Here is a 14421-nt window from a genome sequence, read left to right on the forward strand (position 1 = left end):
GTTCGATAGCTAGTCGGCGGTGCGTGCCACAACGAAATCCTTGAAGTGCTCCACCGGCGGGGCATCATCGCCCTCGCGCCACACCAAACCCAGCTCGCGGTAGGCCTCTGGTTCTAAGGGAATGAGGTTGCGGGCTTTTAGATACGGGTCATCAAGCGGCAGCAGGGCCGATCCCAGCCCGGCGGCCACGAGGCCGGCCACGGTGGTCAGCTCCATCGACTCGAAGACGAGGCGAGGGCTAAAACCGGCCTCGCCCGCCAGGGAATCGAGAAGCATGCGGGTTCCATAGCCCGGCAGCATGCCGATGAAGGGCTCGTCCCGGAAGTCTTCCATGCGCACCCCGTCTCTTCCTGCGGCCCAATGACCTTCGGGAACCGCTAGACCTAAGCGTTGCAGCTTGAGCTGGTGCCACCCTAGCGGGCCGGGGGCGGTAGGGCGGGGACCGACCAGCGCCAAGTCGGACTCGCCGGCGGCTACCCTCTCCACGAGCCCGCGCGCCGCGCCTTGGTGCAGGCGAATATCCACGTGTGGGTGTTCGGCGCGATAGGTCTTGAGTAGCTCCGGGACCATCCACGTGCCCAGGGAATGCATGAAGTCGAGGCGCACGGTCCCACGCTCAGGATCCATCAGCCGGGCCACGGCATCGCGCGCGGCGGCTTCCGACAAAAGAATCCGCCGCGCGTGTTCCACGAAGGCCCGGCCGCGGGCATTCAGCCGCAGGCGCCGGCCGCTGCGCTCAAACAGGCTGGCCCCCACGGCCGTCTCGATCCGCTGCACGCGGCGGGTCAACGCGGATTGGGAGAGCCCGAGGGCGTCGGCAGCCGCGCCGACGAGGCCATGGTCGGCCACGGCGACGACGCCGCGCACATCCTCCAGATTCATGCACACCTCGCATGCTTTATGTGACTTTTAGACATTTTACACATAACCCGCGCTAGGCCATGCTTGATGCATGACCAGAACGCGGCGCGCCACCATTGCCATGCTCTTCGTGGGTCTGGCAATTTTTTCTTGCCTTTACCCCACCCAAGCCATGCTGCCCACGTTGGTGGAGGACATGGGCATGTCCTCCACTGAGGCCGCCATGACTATTTCCGCCGCAACCGGCGCGCTGGCCGTCTGCGTCATCCCAGTCTCCATCATTTCCGAGCGCATTGGGCGCGGCAAGCTCCTGCTCGTCTCCACCATTGCCGCCACGCTCATCGGCATGCTTGTTCCGCTAGCACCCAATCCGGAGATCCTCATCGCCACCCGCGCGCTCCAGGGCGCCGTCATCGCCGGCGCACCTGCTACCGCCATGGCCTGGATCTCAGAGGAGCTCGAAAGCTCCTACGTTGCCCGTGCCATGGGGTTGTACATCGCCGGCACCACCATTGGTGGGCTCACCGGCCGCCTCATCCCGACCGGGTTGCTCGAGCTCACGTCCTGGCGCTGGGCACTGGCGGGCTCTAGCCTGGTCACGCTCATCCTCGCCATCATCGCCGCGATCTTGCTGCCCTACCAGCAGAACTTCACCCCCAAGGAGATTCACTTCCGCTCGGAGCTGCGCGCCATCTTCCGCCATGCCCGGGACACCCGCCTCATCCCCTTATTCATCGTGGCCTTCGTGGCCATGGGCACCTTCGTGTCCCTCTATAACTTCCTGGCTTTTCGGCTCATCGACCACTTCCACCTCGCGCCCGGTTTGGCCGGCTTGGTCTTCCTCTTCTACCTCACCGGCACGTGGTCTTCGGCGCGGGCGGGCCGGTTGGTCACGCAGGTCGGCCACGCCAACACCTTGCTGCTGTCCTGCCTGCTTTTTGCCGTGGGCATCGCGCTCTGTATGGGGGCACTGATCCCCACCCTTCTCGGCATCGTGCTCTTCACCATCGGCTTCTTCGCAGCGCACTCCACGGCCTCGGGGTGGGTGGGGCATATCGCCACTCACGACCGCGCTGAGGCCTCCAGCCTCTATGTCTTCTTCTACTACCTGGGCAGTTCCATCCTGGGCGCACTGGCCGGCGTGCTCTTTGATTCCCTGTCGTGGACCGGCTTCATCGCCGTCTACACCGCCCTCGCCGCGGGCATCGCGGTGTTGAGTTGGGTGGTGAGAAAAACCGGATAAAATCGTGTTTTATGGACAAATGGTCACCGCGCACATGGCACAGGAAAGCATCCCGCCCTGTCAGCCTGTGGATGATGGTCTTTCTTCTCGCGGGCGCAATCCATACCTTTATCCCGAATTACCGGTGGGTCCTCATCCACCTTTTCACGCTCGGCATCCTCAGCAACAGCATCGTGGTGTGGTCCCAGCACCTCACCGAGAAGTTCGTGCAGCTCAAAGTTCCGATGTCGGCCCGCCCTCGCCAGCTCGCGCGGATTTATCTGCAGAATGCCGGCGTTATCCTCACCCTCGTGGGGCAAATCCTCAGTGAATATTGGGGCCACCACTGGGTGCTCACACAGATAGGCGCCACACTTGTCGCGCTCGCCGTGGTCTGGCACGGCGTGGCCCTCTTTGCCTTATGGCGCCAAGCGGAATCCAAAAGATTCCGCCCTGTCGTTGCTGCATACGTAGCCTCAGCCTTCTTTCTTGCCGTTGGTGCCACTCTTGGTGCCTTCCTCGCGACGCACCCCTCCCATCCGCGCCTGCTCATCGCGCACGTGGCCGCCAATATTGGTGGCTTCGTGGGGCTGGCGGCGGCCGGCTCACTCACCATCTTGTTCCCATCTATCTGGCGCACCAAGGGAATCAATCCGCACATGGGCCTGAGCTTCACGCTGTTGGCGCTGGGCGTGGTGACCACCGTGATCGGCAGCGCGTGGAATGTACCGCAAGCGGGCCTCATCCTCTACTGCGTCGGCTGGGCGCTCAGCCTACAGAGCTGGTTACTCAATGCCCTTAGCGTGTTCCGGGAACCACGCGGGCGCATCACCTTCCCGGCGCTTTCTGTGCTCTTTTCCTGCTTCTGGCTGCTCGGCGGTCTGGTGTATTACACCACCCAGCATTTCTTCTCCAGCGAGCCACAGATTCCCATGCTCGCGCTCGTCGTGGGGTTTGGCGCCCAACTGCTCATCGGCGTCATGGGCTATATGCTGCCCACCACGATGGGCGGCGGCCCTTCAGCGGTGCGGGCTGGCCTGCGCGAATACAACCGCTGGGGGCTGGGGCGCTCGGTCTTCATCAACGGCGGGCTTGCCCTCTGGCTGGCCACCTCCAGTTCCCTCACCATGGTTGCCGCCTCGCTGCTCTGCCTCGGTTCCATGGCTGTCCTCCCCATCCTCACCGCCCGCGCGGTCAAGGCCCAGAAAGCCGTGCTTCTCAAGAAGGCCGAAGGCCCAGCCCCAACGAGCACAACGGACTGGGACCAGGTGTGGGTGGCGCTTGCGGTGCTCATCATCCTCGGCGGACTCAGCCTCATCCTGTAGATCCCCAGACCTCGATCCCGCAACCTCCTGCGTGGGCAGTGGGGCGTCGGCAAGCGCTTGGCGACGCCCACCTGCAGGTTGCGGGTTTCAGGTCTGGGGATTTGCAAAACGGGAAGGCAGAAGAAGCTAGGGCTCGAGGGGAGGCACGCCCGGCGCGCCGGCGGACATCCACTCGCGGACCACGTGGGTAGCGCGCACATCGCCGGCGTTATAGCGCAGAATCTGCGCACGCGCGTCCGTGTCACCGGCAAGCGCAGCGCGGCGGGCGTTAACGGATTCTTCGCCGTCAAACTCTTCCGGCCATTCAAAGCCCGCGACCGGGGCCACGGTCTTCAGACCCAACCCCGCGGTGCCGGCGAAACTACGCTTGACGTGGACAAACATATCCACCCACTCCTCCGAGGAGATGAACTCTTCCACTTCCTGGAGGTTGGGGGTAGAAAAACGCTGCGCGGACCTGCGCATCCAATGGTTCTCCCCGTGGGCGGAGTAGCAATACGCCGCAAAGGTCTTTCCCGCCGCATGTGCGTCAGCGCGCACTCCCATGAGCCACTCCCAAAACTCGGCGAAATTCTCTGCTTCCGCCCGGCCGCCGAGCGGCTCCCACGTGGCAAAAGAGTGATACTCACCGTCCAGGAGTGCACCCCACAGGTAGGCGCCTTGATCCAGGTAGGCCTCCATATCGACGTCGACTTCCACATCCGCGCGAGGAACGCTGACCTGCCCGCGGCGCAGCAGGGGAATACCTTCGCGCCAGGCGGCGGCGAGGGCGGAGGGGGCGCCGAGGGAGGCGTCGATAAGCCCTTGCACCGTTGTGATACCGCGCTCGCGGTAGGGGTTGGCGCGGTCGCCCGGCAGGAAAAGGGAAATGTCATCGCGGGCTTCCAGCTCTTCCCGGCACAAGGGCCAAAAGCGGCAGGAGGCGCACTCCTTAACGCGGCGCGGGCCCGCGGGCAGCGGTTGCGCCAGTGCCTCATCGATGGCAAAACGCGAGGTATCCGTGACAAAAGCCTGGCTGCGGTCCTGCCCAATCGCCGCGCCCCTGCCAGAATTCAGCCCCACTTCTTCCAAGCCCCGGGCTGCCAGCGCCAAACGGTAGCCGTCGATGGCGTGATGCCGAATCTTGTATTTTGCCGGCAAGGGCTCGCTCAACCCCAAGCGGTGGGTCGGCACGACGAGCGCACACGAGGCCTCATGCCGGCGCGCCACGCGGTGATCGGAGACGATGACAGGGCTATACATTTCGCCGTCCCGAACGAGGAGCTCCACGCGCACCATCCACTCTTCGGTGGAAAAGACGGCGTTGGTGATGTGCGTATACCCACGAGCTAGAGCCTCCAACGTGGCCAGGGCCCGCTCGAAGTCGCTACCCTCCAGGTCAATGCGGCGAAAACGGCCCGGCCCCTTTGCGGGAAGGCGGCTCAAGGCAGCATCGATAGCCGCCGCGTGGCGTTCCGCGCGGGCCTGACTTACCGCGGTACGTGGGATCTCGGGATGCGCGCGGCGCTGCACCAAGCGATAACGGCAGCCCACAAGATCCGTGGCGACGAGCACATCCTTCACAGCAGGTGAGCTTAGTAGACCACCTTGCTAGAGTTGTAGCGAGACCCTAAGGAAAAATAATTTAAGGACGTTTCAATGGGCATTATGAAGAAGATCCGCAAGGCCCGCCGTGAGGCCCGCGCTGAGGTTAAGGCCGCCAAGACCCGTGTAAAGGCAGAGGTCAAGGCCGCTGATAAGGCCAAGCACCGTCAGCAAAAGCTGTTGGCTAAGCAGGAGAAGGCGCTTATCAAGTCCGAGGAAAAGGGCCTGAAGAATCGCCGCAAGCACGAATACAAAATGGCCAAGAAGGAACTCGAACGCATTAAAGAAGGCCGTTTAAATAAGAACAATGTCAAGCGTTATGCCGGCGCCCTGCGCACCGCCGCACCTCTTCTTTTGCCCCTGATTTACCGCGGCATCACCGTTGCCCAGCGCGAGGTTGAGAAGAAGCGTGCGCACAAGGCTGGCGTCAGCGCTGAACAGCTGGCCTCCTTCTCCGGCCACGGCGCACCGCTAAAGGCGCGCACCGCCGGCATCCGCAACTCCCTGAAGGACGCCCAGCTGCCCGCCGGCTTTAAGCGCGACGTCAAGGAGCGGCTCAACGAGCTCGATTCCGCAATCGACAATGCGGAATACATGACTGAGCAGCAGCGCCAGCGCGCACACCGCTCCATCTCCGGCGAGATTGATTCCCTCAACGATGAGATCCAGTCCAAGCTGGGCGCATAACCCTTCGCACCACAGCTTCCAGCCTTCGATCCCCACATTTCCCGCCTCCTAACAAGGGCGAGAAAGCGGATCGGAGGCTTTTTCTTTCGGGTTTAAAATCAGCCTTTGTTACCGGCCAGAATATTGCTTCTCCTTGCGCCCCTTAACTGTGTCGCAGACGTGGTTTTGCTCTATAGTCAATAACAAGAGAAGGTTCTTTTAATGACTTTCTCTTTAATCCGTTAAGTTACTTAAAGTTTAGGCTTCCGCCTTTGTGGTGAACGATGAGGGAAGCCCAAGCACAGCGCGATCAGATTACAGATCGAATGGAGAATCATGGCACGCCGCGAAATCACCCAGTTTTTTGACGACATTGATAACAAGCCCCTCAGCGAGGAAGAACTGATTGTCATCCGCTTCAGCGTTGACGGTAAAGACTATCTCCTCGATGTTTCCCAGGAGAATGCCGATAAGTTCCACGCCGCAATGGAACCTTTTGTCAAGGCCGCCCGTCACCCGGTGAAGAAGGACACCCGCCGCTACAAGCCGGCCGATGTCCGCGCCTGGGCCGCCCAGCACGGCTACCAGGTGGCCGAGCGCGGCAAGATCCCCAACGACGTCATCCTGGCCTACCGCGACGCCAACAACCTCTAAAGAACGCCCTGCTCGCGGGCGGCCGCCACGGCGGATGTGCGCGAGCGCACCCCTAATTTGTCGTAAATGTGGACGAGGTGAGACTTCACCGTCGCCTCCGAAAGCATCAGCTCCACACCGATCTCCCGGTTGGAGGATCCCGCCGCGACCAGCTTCAGTACTTCCAGCTCGCGCGGGGTAAGGGAGGTCCGCGGCGTGCGCACGCGGGTCATCAGCTTATCGGCCACCACCGGCGAAAGCGCCGAATCACCGTCGGCCGCCGAGCGCACCGCCGCGAGCAGCTCGACCGGCGGTGCATCCTTCAGCAAGTAGCCCACCGCTCCGGCCTCAATCGCCCCGAGAATATCCGCGTCAGTGTCGTAATTGGTCACCACGAGCACCTTGGGCGGATTCTCCATGGAGTAGCGGATGGCGGCAGTCGCCTCCGCGCCGCCCATGACGCGGGTACCTTCAATCCCCGCTCCAAAACGCAGATCCATGAGGAGGACGTCAATGCCACCTGCCTGCGCTGCGGAGACGGCGGCTTCGGCGGTAGCTACCTCACCCACCACCTCGATATCCTCAGCCCCCTCGAGCACCGAGCGTAGACCTAGGCGTACGATCTCGTGGTCGTCGGCAAGCAAGACCCTAATCACGGGCTTCCTCCTCATTGGTACGGTGTGGACAAATTCCTAATCTACATCGTTATGTAAGGGCACACTAACTGAGACCGCCGTACCGCTGCCTGGTGTGGATTCAATCACGACCTCTCCACCAAGTTCCTCGGCACGTCTGCGCATCGCCGATAGACCAATATGCCCCAACCCCGCCGGCTTATTCTCCACTGCCTCCACATCAAAGCCGTCTCCATTGTCCACCACGTCCACGCGCACCTCATCCGGCGCATAGGTTACCGTCACCCGTGCCTTGCTGGCGCGGGCATGCTTGACGACGTTCCCCATCGCCCCCTGCGCAATCCGCAACAGTGCTGCTTCCACTTTCATGGGAAGTTGCTGGACATCGCCCTCAACGTCCACGGAAACATCAACCCCACCGGTTGCCGCGAAGTTATCCGCCATCCTGGTCATAGCTGACTCCAGGGAGGTTTCTGATAACGCCGCCGGCTGTAGTGCTGCGATCATGGCACGCGCCTCGTGGAGGTTATCCGCCGCGGTGCGCCGGGCGAGCTCAATGCGCTCCTGCGCCTTAGGGATATTCTCCTGGGCCAGGTCGCGGTCAGCGGCGTGCAGAAGCATCTGGATGGAGGACAGGCCCTGTGCCAGAGTGTCGTGGATTTCGTGGGCGATGCGCTGGCGCTCAGCGGTCATGCCGGCCGTGCGCTCGGACTCCACCAGCTGGGAACGGGTTTTCACCAACTCTTGGTTCATCCGGCTCAGCGCCCGGAAGGCATAGGTAATAGCGATCGTCACCAAGGCCGATACCGCTGGGCCCATAACGCCGCCGAAGGACAGCCCGCCCGGGACCTGCACCAGCACGGTCATCACCGTGGCCGCGATAACGCAGATGACGCCGGGGATCATCTCCAGTACGTAGAGGTACACAAAGTACAGGGAAAACACCAGGTAGATGGCCGCGGGCGCCACTGCCAAGTCGGCAAGCCACAACACCGTGAGGATGACTATCCAGCCATAACGCGCGATGCGCGGCAGCGTCTCCAAGTAGGCTGAGCCGCCGAAGTACACCACGGCGAAGGACACCAAGAGCAGCAGGTTGAGCACGCCCTGCCACAGAGGTAGGCGCACCGTGGTAAAAATCGCCACCACCAGCAGCGTCGCCGTCAGGACGTGGATACCGTTGCGCAGGGCATCCGATTCAACCGAGCGCTGGTCTAGTGTGGACGTCATGCGCCACAGCCTACTTCCCCCGCTTGCCGCCTGCCTGATCGGCATCGGCTTCGCCGCCGCGGGGTGCTCGGATGCAGACGACCCCACCCCCAGCACCCCGGCTGCAAGCCCTGCGACACCCACCGACGCAGGCGATGGCCTGCCCATCGACGCCACGGCGGAGGTCAGCGACTGGGAAGACTGCCCCTATCTGGATACCCAATGGGTGGCCGATACGAACGGGCAGAGGATGACCCGGTGGGGCGCCGACAAGCGCTTTGGCACCCCCGCCTGCGTGTTCTGGTCCTACCCCGAGGAGCCGCAAGTCACCGTCCTCATCCGCCAGATGCCCAGCATGGAGGAAGCGCGCGCGGTCGTGGACTGGGCCGCCCCTGTCGAGGACACGGAGCTTGCCGAATTCGATGGCTGGTCGGGCGGGCGCGGCGTCTTTGAGGATCACTCGGTCTTCGCCGTGCAGAAGGACAACCACGCCGTGGTGGTGTGGTCGAACCAGCTGCAAACGCTCAAGCCCCAGCTCATAGCGCAGGAAGCGATCAAGCGTTTAGGCCTATAAGGCCTAAACGTATAAGGCCTAAGCATTTAATGGTCTAAACGGCGACGTCGTTATAGGGCATCTGCGCTGCTACCCAGGGAAACACAACCTCCATGAGGAGGAAGAAGACCCCCACGGCAAGGGCCAGCGCCAGCACGGCTTTTACCGCGGTGGGGCCGGGCAACAGGTTCCACAGTGCGCGATACATTAGTTCTCCTCCAAGACGGCGGGGCGGTCATTGTCATCTGAGCCGGGCTTCTTAGCCTCCCGGTCGGTCTCCATGGCGTGCACGATCATGCGTTCCGCATTGGAGAACTGCGGATGGCACGTCGTGAGTGTAAGCAAGGATTCGCTGGGCTCAACGCCCTCCGCTCCGGGAACAGGTTGGAGCACGCTCACATCGCCCGGCAGCGTGATGTGGCGGCCTTGAACCGGCTGGTACTCCGCCTTCGCTTGCTGCTCTGGGCTGAAGCACTCCCCCGGAGAACCGTCGATAGGCAGCACGCGGTAGGTGATCCACTCCGTCGCAGTTTCGATGACGATGGCGTCACAGGTGTGCAGGTTACCCAAGTCATTAAAGGGCGCGCCCTTGCCCACGCGGTGTCCGGCCACCGCAAAGTTGCCCGGCTCACCGGGCATCTGCGTGTCGGTGTAGCGCCCCGGTCCGCGCAGCAAATCATCCTCGTTGGTGCCTTCGAGGACCGCGAAGGCGAAGTCCGAGCCGAAGGCAGGGATATAGAGGCGTGCAAATGCCTCACCGAGCTGCGGGGCATGGCCAGCGCCGCGCGGATTGTGCCACTCCTCCTGTAGCGTCTCGTTGGCTTCGTCCTGTAGCTTGCCGGAGGCGATGTTGGTCCAGTAGGACTCGTAAAAAGCAAAGAGCAGCAGCAGCACGCCGGCCGTCAGCATCAGCTCACCGATGACGGAGCCGACGGTCGTTCGCGTACGTGCGGTGGGGTGGGGCATACTCACTACCCTAGCCTCCCTGTAACGTGTAAGTGCCCCACCACCCTGCAGAAAGAGGAGTAGGCGATGATCGAAATTTTCATGTATCCGGTCTCCGGAATCATGAAACTCTGGCACCTCCTGTTAGGCGCTTTCTTCAGCGGCTCCATGGCATGGATCCTCACCATCGTCTTCCTCGTGCTGACGGTCCGCGGGCTCATTGCTCCGCTGAACTGGCTTTCCGTGAAGCAAGGCCGCATCGGAGCCCTCATGCGCCCAGAGATGACCGAGCTCAACGCGCAGCTCGCTCGGGCCGACACCGTCGATGAAGCCGTCGCCGTCCTTACGCAGCAGCGCGATCTCAAGAAGCGCTTTCAACACAATCCATTAGTGGGTTGCTTCCCAGCCTTCCTCATCATTCCCGCCTTTATTGGCCTCTACCAGGTGGTGCTCCGGGTTTCTGGCTCCACGCATGAGCCGGTGGGGATGCTCACGCTAGACGACGTCTCCTCTTTCCGCGCTTCCACCGTCTTCGGCGTTCCCCTCACCGATTTCGCCCGCGAGCACCGTGACTTGGTCCTGCCAATGCTCATCGCGGCACTCGTGTTTACCTCCCTCAACACGCTCATTACGCTCTACCGCGGCTACCTCACCACGCTTTTCGACGAAAAGATCCCTCGCCGCTTGCTGTGGTTTATGGCCCTCATGGTGGTTCTTATCCCGTGGATGTTGTGGATGGTGGCCTGGCACGGCCCCATCCCCGTGACCATCATCTTCTACTGGGGCTGTTCCTACCTCTTCACCCTGCTACAGACGGGCGTGTACGAAATCATTCTGCGCAAGCGCTACCCGCTGCCGGAGGCCGTACACGAGCAGCGCCGCGCCAGCATCCAGCGCTGGCGCACCAAGGAGAAGAAGCGGGAAAAGAAAGCGGCTAAGCAGCGGCTCAAAGAGGATCCGGGGCATAAAGAAGAGCTCGCCGCTAGCCGCAAGCGCCACTCGGAGATCGTGGCGGAGGCACGAAAAATTGTTAAATCGAATAGTCGGCAGGAGGAGCCGACAGAAGCCGAATAGCCAGCTGCTTGGCTGTTACGAGCGGGGCGACGTCGCGGGTAAGGCGTGCGCCGGCAAGCCCGCCATCAAGGAAGATGAGAATTTCGCTAGCCTGCTCCTCTGAGGGGTAGCCATTCTTAGTGTTGAGGAGTGCTGTGACCGTGGAATGCATCCACGTGCGGTGTTCGACGCAGGCGGCCACGATGCCGCGCTCGGCATCAGTTTCTGGCCGCGGATACTCGCCCGCAGCGTTGAGGAAGTGCGAGCCCCTGAATTCCATGGAGGGCTGCTCCTCGATGGCCTTGTCGAAGAAGGCCAGAATCTTGCTTTCCGGGTCTGTCGCGTCCTCGGTGCGCTTTTGCCAATCGGCGCGATATTCCTCATCAAGGGCCTCAACGTACGCGATAACGAGGGCGTCCTTAGAGCCGAAGAGGGAATACAGCGATGCCTTAGCGACGTCCGCCTCACGCAGGATGCGGTCGATGCCGATGACGCGGATTCCTTCGGTGGTAAAGAGCCGCGTGGCGGATTCGAGCAGTCGGCTGCGCGGACTCGGACGATTGCGTCGCGACTTCTTTTCGGCCATTTCTTCTCCTCACATGACAAAACCGGTTCATCTACACAATATAGACAAACCGGTATGTATGCGAATTATTATTTCTTGCGGCCCGTAATGGCTCCCACAATCCACAGCAGGATACAGGCGCCGACCGTTGCCGTAATAATCATCAAGAACCAGCTATCACCAACACTCTTATTAAAGAGCGCAAGCAAGCCGCCACCAATCAAGCCGCCGATAACACCAACAATGAGGTTAGTGAACAGCCCCTGATCGCGCTTCATAATCTTCTCAGCGAGCCAGCCCGCAATGATGCCGACAACAATCGAACCAAAGAAACCGAGACCAAGTCCCATGTCACTCTCTCCTTCTCATAACAGTAAATAGCTTTTATTTACGTGCTCCCCACCGTACGCCTGAAAACACCAAAACGACCCGGGCCCACCATATATCCAATAAATGGGCCCGAATCGTTATTACGGGGTTATGCGAAGGTTACTCGGAGTCCGGACGAACCACCATCATCGGGCACGGAGCGGACTGCAGTAGCGCGCGGGAGGTGGAGCCAAGCAGCATGCCCTTGAAGCCACCACGGCCGTGGGAACCCACGACGAGAAGCTGGGCGCCCTCAGAAGCCTCTGCCAGCGCGCGAACCGGACGGTCGCGGGCAATAACCTTCTTGACCTGTACCTCCGGGTACTTTTCTTGGAATTCAGCGAGGCGCTCGGTCAGCAGCTCTGCCTGCTCCTTCTCCACCTCAGCCCACTCGGCCTGTGCGGCGGAGAGGCCGGCCAGGGAGGCCTGAACCTGCATATCCATCCAGGTGTGAACGGCAATGAGCTCCGCGCCGCGGGCATCGGCTTCCTTGAAGGCGTAATCGGTTGCCTTCTGGGAAACCTCGGAACCATCGACGCCGATGACAACCGGACCGTACTTGGTGGACTCAGTGACGTGGTTATCTTCACGGACTACAACCACCGGGCAGGATGCGTGGGAGACGACGGATGCGGACACCGAGCCCATCACCATGCCGGAGAGACCACCCATACCGCGGGAGCCCATGACAATCATGGTGACGTCCTTGGACATCTCCAGCAGCATGTCAATCGGGGAGCCCTCAGCCACGGTGTGGCCAATCTTCAGATCCGGGGCAACCTTGTGGGCCTCGGCGCGGGCATCCTCGATCTTCTCTAGGGTTTCCGCCTGGAGGTCATCAAAAAGCTCCTTCGGCGGAACCATGCCTTCGGCGTAGAGGAACTGCGGCATCGTATAGCTCGATGCGATACGCAGCGGGATACCCCGCTTTACCGCGGTATTAGCAGCCCAGCGGACGGCGTTCTTCGACGCTTCCGAACCATCAACGGCTACGACGACAATGTCTTCCTTTGCCATGACCTTTCCTTTCGAAGTGCTTACACTTCCAGTCTAATACCTATTACTAGACCTGTGGGGTGGTAGCAGCGTCCGCGTTCGCAGGGAAGAGGATGTTGTAGGCGGCCACGACAATGTCACGAATGACGGCACCGATACCATTAGAGAAGAAATCGATGACGGGTGCGAGAATAGAGTTAAAATCCATGGGTCAAAGAATATCGCAAAAAAGGCGTGGCGCAACACCACTTCCTATCCGTGATGGGCTAAACCCCACCCACGCCCGCGTGCCTGAAGGTCCGATTACCGCGTGGAACTTCGTTCACCACCTCATCGTCACTCAGCGCCACCGTCACCCCGACGACAACGAGGCTGCGCTACAGGCCCGCTTCGACGCAGACGAAGTTGTGCGCCAAGATGGTTCCCCTCTTCGCCCTGATAGTATTCTCGCCACCAACGCAATGGTGTACTTCTACCGCATGCCGGCTCCCGAAACTCCCGTCCCATACGACATACCAATCCTCTTTGAGGACGAGCACCTCCTAGTGGTGGATAAGCCGCCCTTCATGGCCACCATGCCCCGCGCCCGGCACATCACAGAGACTGCAACCGTGCGCCTGCGCCGGATGACGGGAAACAACGAGCTATCTCCCGCGCATCGTCTCGACCGGCTTACCTCCGGCATCCTCGTCTTTACGAAGGACCGCTCCGTCCGGGGCGCCTACCAAACGTTGTTTGCCGAGCGCCGCGTAAACAAGACCTACGAGGCCATCGCGCCGCTTGCCGACGTCTCCCCAGGCACCATTTGGCGCTCCCGTATGGAGAAGACCCCGGGGGAGCTGCAAGGCCGCATCGTCGAGGGGGAAGTCAATGCCATCACCGAGGTCGCCGGCGTGGAGCCGGTAGATAAGGCCCCCCACGAGTCCATCCACGGTTCACTACCAGAGCTCGCGAAGTACACCTTGAAGCCGCAGACCGGAAAGACGCATCAACTCCGATTGCACATGCTTCAGGCTGGCATACCCATTATTGGGGACCCCATATACCCCGTCATCTACCCGGCAGAAGCCGAAGACATGCGAATTCCCATGCACTTGACGGCGACGCACATTTCTTTTACCGACCCCGTAACCGGCTATACCCGTGAGTTTCACTCGCAATTACCCCTACATACCCATAATCTTCTTCGCCCGTAGTTTTGGCTCCAAACCCCATGACGGCTGAGCCAGGCAATACTGCTGCCAAAGAATGGGGACGGAATTAGAACGGTACCAAACCATTGCCATTGACATCTTGGTCCGATAGCCTAGGACACCCCTATACTTCCCTATCCGAAAGGAACTGACACGATGAAGAAGCCCCTAGCTATCATCGGTGCCGCTGCACTTATGCTCACGGCAAGCCCCACAGCGACCGCTGAGGACGGGCTAGTGAACAACGCTCGACAAGGATCGTCCACCGATCTCAATGAACTCGTCGTCGACTCCCCCTTCTACGACATTATCGCTATTCCAGTCACGCTCTCATCGATCGCCCTTTCGTTCCTGGGCGTCCCTCAGTGCGGTTTGCATGACACCCGCGGTTGCGAGAAGGGCTAAGTACCACCGTCACCAAAGACAGCGCCTTTTCCTGTTTCCTGTAGAGTTAGCCTTCGGCCCGCATTTGCTGCGGCTGGGGGCTATTTTTGATGTTCTATGTTATTTACGAGGCAAGCCCATAACTTGGACGGATGTGCCTATGTTCACGGGTGCTGTAGCCGGCAAATGGTCTGGGTGAGGTTACCCTCGTTTAGTGGACACCCTATT

The 14421-nt window shown here is 61.0% G+C and carries 18 protein-coding genes; 8 read left to right on the plus strand and 10 right to left on the minus strand.

The genetic code is table 11. From position 1 onward, the window contains the following. Positions 1-9: 9 nt before the first annotated feature. On the minus strand, positions 10-882 hold the full coding sequence (locus HMPREF2806_RS11260; RefSeq protein WP_070517762.1) for a LysR family transcriptional regulator: 873 nt from the start codon (positions 880-882) through the stop codon (positions 10-12). 70 nt (positions 883-952) lie between these two features. On the opposite strand from HMPREF2806_RS11260, the gene HMPREF2806_RS11265 reads away from it, so the two are divergent. Both HMPREF2806_RS11265 and HMPREF2806_RS11270 read left to right on the plus strand, forming a co-directional pair. Next, complete coding sequence (locus tag HMPREF2806_RS11265; protein WP_070517763.1) at positions 953-2104, plus strand: MFS transporter; 1152 nt, start codon at positions 953-955, stop codon at positions 2102-2104. An 11-nt stretch (positions 2105-2115) separates the two neighbouring features. After that, a complete protein-coding gene (locus HMPREF2806_RS11270) occupies positions 2116-3408 on the plus strand; it encodes a hypothetical protein (protein ID WP_049156873.1) in 1293 nt (430 codons plus the stop codon). Positions 3409-3534: 126 nt separating this feature from the next. Here HMPREF2806_RS11270 and HMPREF2806_RS11275 read toward each other — a convergent pair whose 3' ends face one another. Further along, positions 3535-4971, minus strand: a complete 1437-nt coding sequence (locus HMPREF2806_RS11275; protein ID WP_198531345.1) for a TM0106 family RecB-like putative nuclease — start codon at positions 4969-4971, stop codon at positions 3535-3537. Between the two features lie 75 nt (positions 4972-5046). On the opposite strand from HMPREF2806_RS11275, the gene HMPREF2806_RS11280 reads away from it, so the two are divergent. Both HMPREF2806_RS11280 and HMPREF2806_RS11285 read left to right on the plus strand, forming a co-directional pair. Beyond that, positions 5047-5679: a DUF6474 family protein gene (locus HMPREF2806_RS11280; RefSeq protein WP_046647636.1), complete on the plus strand. Its 633-nt coding sequence runs from the start codon at positions 5047-5049 to the stop codon at positions 5677-5679. Positions 5680-5994: 315 nt separating this feature from the next. Continuing rightward, positions 5995-6312, plus strand: a complete 318-nt coding sequence (locus HMPREF2806_RS11285) for a histone-like nucleoid-structuring protein Lsr2 (protein WP_070517764.1) — start codon at positions 5995-5997, stop codon at positions 6310-6312. Here the strand turns inward: HMPREF2806_RS11285 and HMPREF2806_RS11290 are convergent. Both HMPREF2806_RS11290 and HMPREF2806_RS11295 read right to left on the minus strand, forming a co-directional pair. Then, on the minus strand, positions 6309-6947 hold the full coding sequence (locus HMPREF2806_RS11290) for a LuxR C-terminal-related transcriptional regulator (protein ID WP_046647640.1): 639 nt from the start codon (positions 6945-6947) through the stop codon (positions 6309-6311). The two genes, HMPREF2806_RS11285 and HMPREF2806_RS11290, sit on opposite strands and share 4 nt — an antisense overlap. A 36-nt stretch (positions 6948-6983) precedes the next feature. After that, positions 6984-8156, minus strand: a complete 1173-nt coding sequence (locus tag HMPREF2806_RS11295; RefSeq protein WP_070517765.1) for a sensor histidine kinase — start codon at positions 8154-8156, stop codon at positions 6984-6986. Here HMPREF2806_RS11295 and HMPREF2806_RS11300 point away from each other — a divergent pair. Then, positions 8155-8709 carry a DUF2020 domain-containing protein gene (locus HMPREF2806_RS11300; RefSeq protein WP_070517766.1) on the plus strand — a complete coding sequence of 185 codons (555 nt, stop codon included), beginning with the start codon at positions 8155-8157 and terminating at the stop codon, positions 8707-8709. The genes HMPREF2806_RS11295 and HMPREF2806_RS11300 overlap by 2 nt on opposite strands. Positions 8710-8743: 34 nt before the next feature. On the opposite strand, the gene HMPREF2806_RS13655 is transcribed toward HMPREF2806_RS11300, so the two are convergent. Together HMPREF2806_RS13655 and HMPREF2806_RS11305 are read right to left on the minus strand one after the other, a co-directional pair. Further along, positions 8744-8896 (minus strand): hypothetical protein, encoded by a 153-nt coding sequence (locus HMPREF2806_RS13655; protein WP_168166775.1) that lies wholly within the window; start codon positions 8894-8896, stop codon positions 8744-8746. After that, on the minus strand, positions 8896-9654 hold the full coding sequence (locus HMPREF2806_RS11305; protein WP_070517767.1) for a class E sortase: 759 nt from the start codon (positions 9652-9654) through the stop codon (positions 8896-8898). The genes HMPREF2806_RS13655 and HMPREF2806_RS11305 overlap by 1 nt, the downstream gene beginning before the upstream one ends. Before the next feature lie 66 nt (positions 9655-9720). Here HMPREF2806_RS11305 and yidC point away from each other — a divergent pair, with 66 nt between their 5' ends. After that, the gene (gene yidC, locus HMPREF2806_RS11310; protein ID WP_070517768.1) at positions 9721-10707 is read left to right on the plus strand and encodes a membrane protein insertase YidC; all 987 of its coding nucleotides are present in this window, start codon (positions 9721-9723) and stop codon (positions 10705-10707) included. Here yidC and HMPREF2806_RS11315 read toward each other — a convergent pair. From HMPREF2806_RS11315 to HMPREF2806_RS13660, 4 genes are all read right to left on the minus strand, one after another. Then, positions 10664-11272, minus strand: a complete 609-nt coding sequence (locus HMPREF2806_RS11315; protein WP_046647650.1) for a TetR/AcrR family transcriptional regulator — start codon at positions 11270-11272, stop codon at positions 10664-10666. The two genes, yidC and HMPREF2806_RS11315, sit on opposite strands and share 44 nt — an antisense overlap. A gap of 68 nt (positions 11273-11340) precedes the next feature. Beyond that, positions 11341-11601, minus strand: coding sequence for a GlsB/YeaQ/YmgE family stress response membrane protein (locus HMPREF2806_RS11320; protein ID WP_010188457.1), 261 nt, complete (start codon positions 11599-11601; stop codon positions 11341-11343). Between the two features lie 139 nt (positions 11602-11740). Further along, entirely contained in the window at positions 11741-12637 is an 897-nt protein-coding gene (locus tag HMPREF2806_RS11325; protein WP_046647652.1) for a universal stress protein, read from the minus strand. 46 nt (positions 12638-12683) lie between these two features. Then, positions 12684-12824, minus strand: coding sequence for a hypothetical protein (locus HMPREF2806_RS13660; RefSeq protein WP_168160887.1), 141 nt, complete (start codon positions 12822-12824; stop codon positions 12684-12686). On the opposite strand from HMPREF2806_RS13660, the gene HMPREF2806_RS11330 reads away from it, so the two are divergent. Then, positions 12760-13812 carry a pseudouridine synthase gene (locus HMPREF2806_RS11330; RefSeq protein ID WP_083306548.1) on the plus strand — a complete coding sequence of 351 codons (1053 nt, stop codon included), beginning with the start codon at positions 12760-12762 and terminating at the stop codon, positions 13810-13812. The two genes, HMPREF2806_RS13660 and HMPREF2806_RS11330, sit on opposite strands and share 65 nt — an antisense overlap. A gap of 153 nt (positions 13813-13965) precedes the next feature. Further along, positions 13966-14214: a hypothetical protein gene (locus HMPREF2806_RS11335; protein WP_070517770.1), complete on the plus strand. Its 249-nt coding sequence runs from the start codon at positions 13966-13968 to the stop codon at positions 14212-14214. Positions 14215-14421 lie beyond the last annotated feature (207 nt).

Source organism: Corynebacterium sp. HMSC076G08 (genome assembly GCF_001811515.1).
GTDB classification, from domain to species: Bacteria; Actinomycetota; Actinomycetes; order Mycobacteriales; family Mycobacteriaceae; genus Corynebacterium; species Corynebacterium hiratae.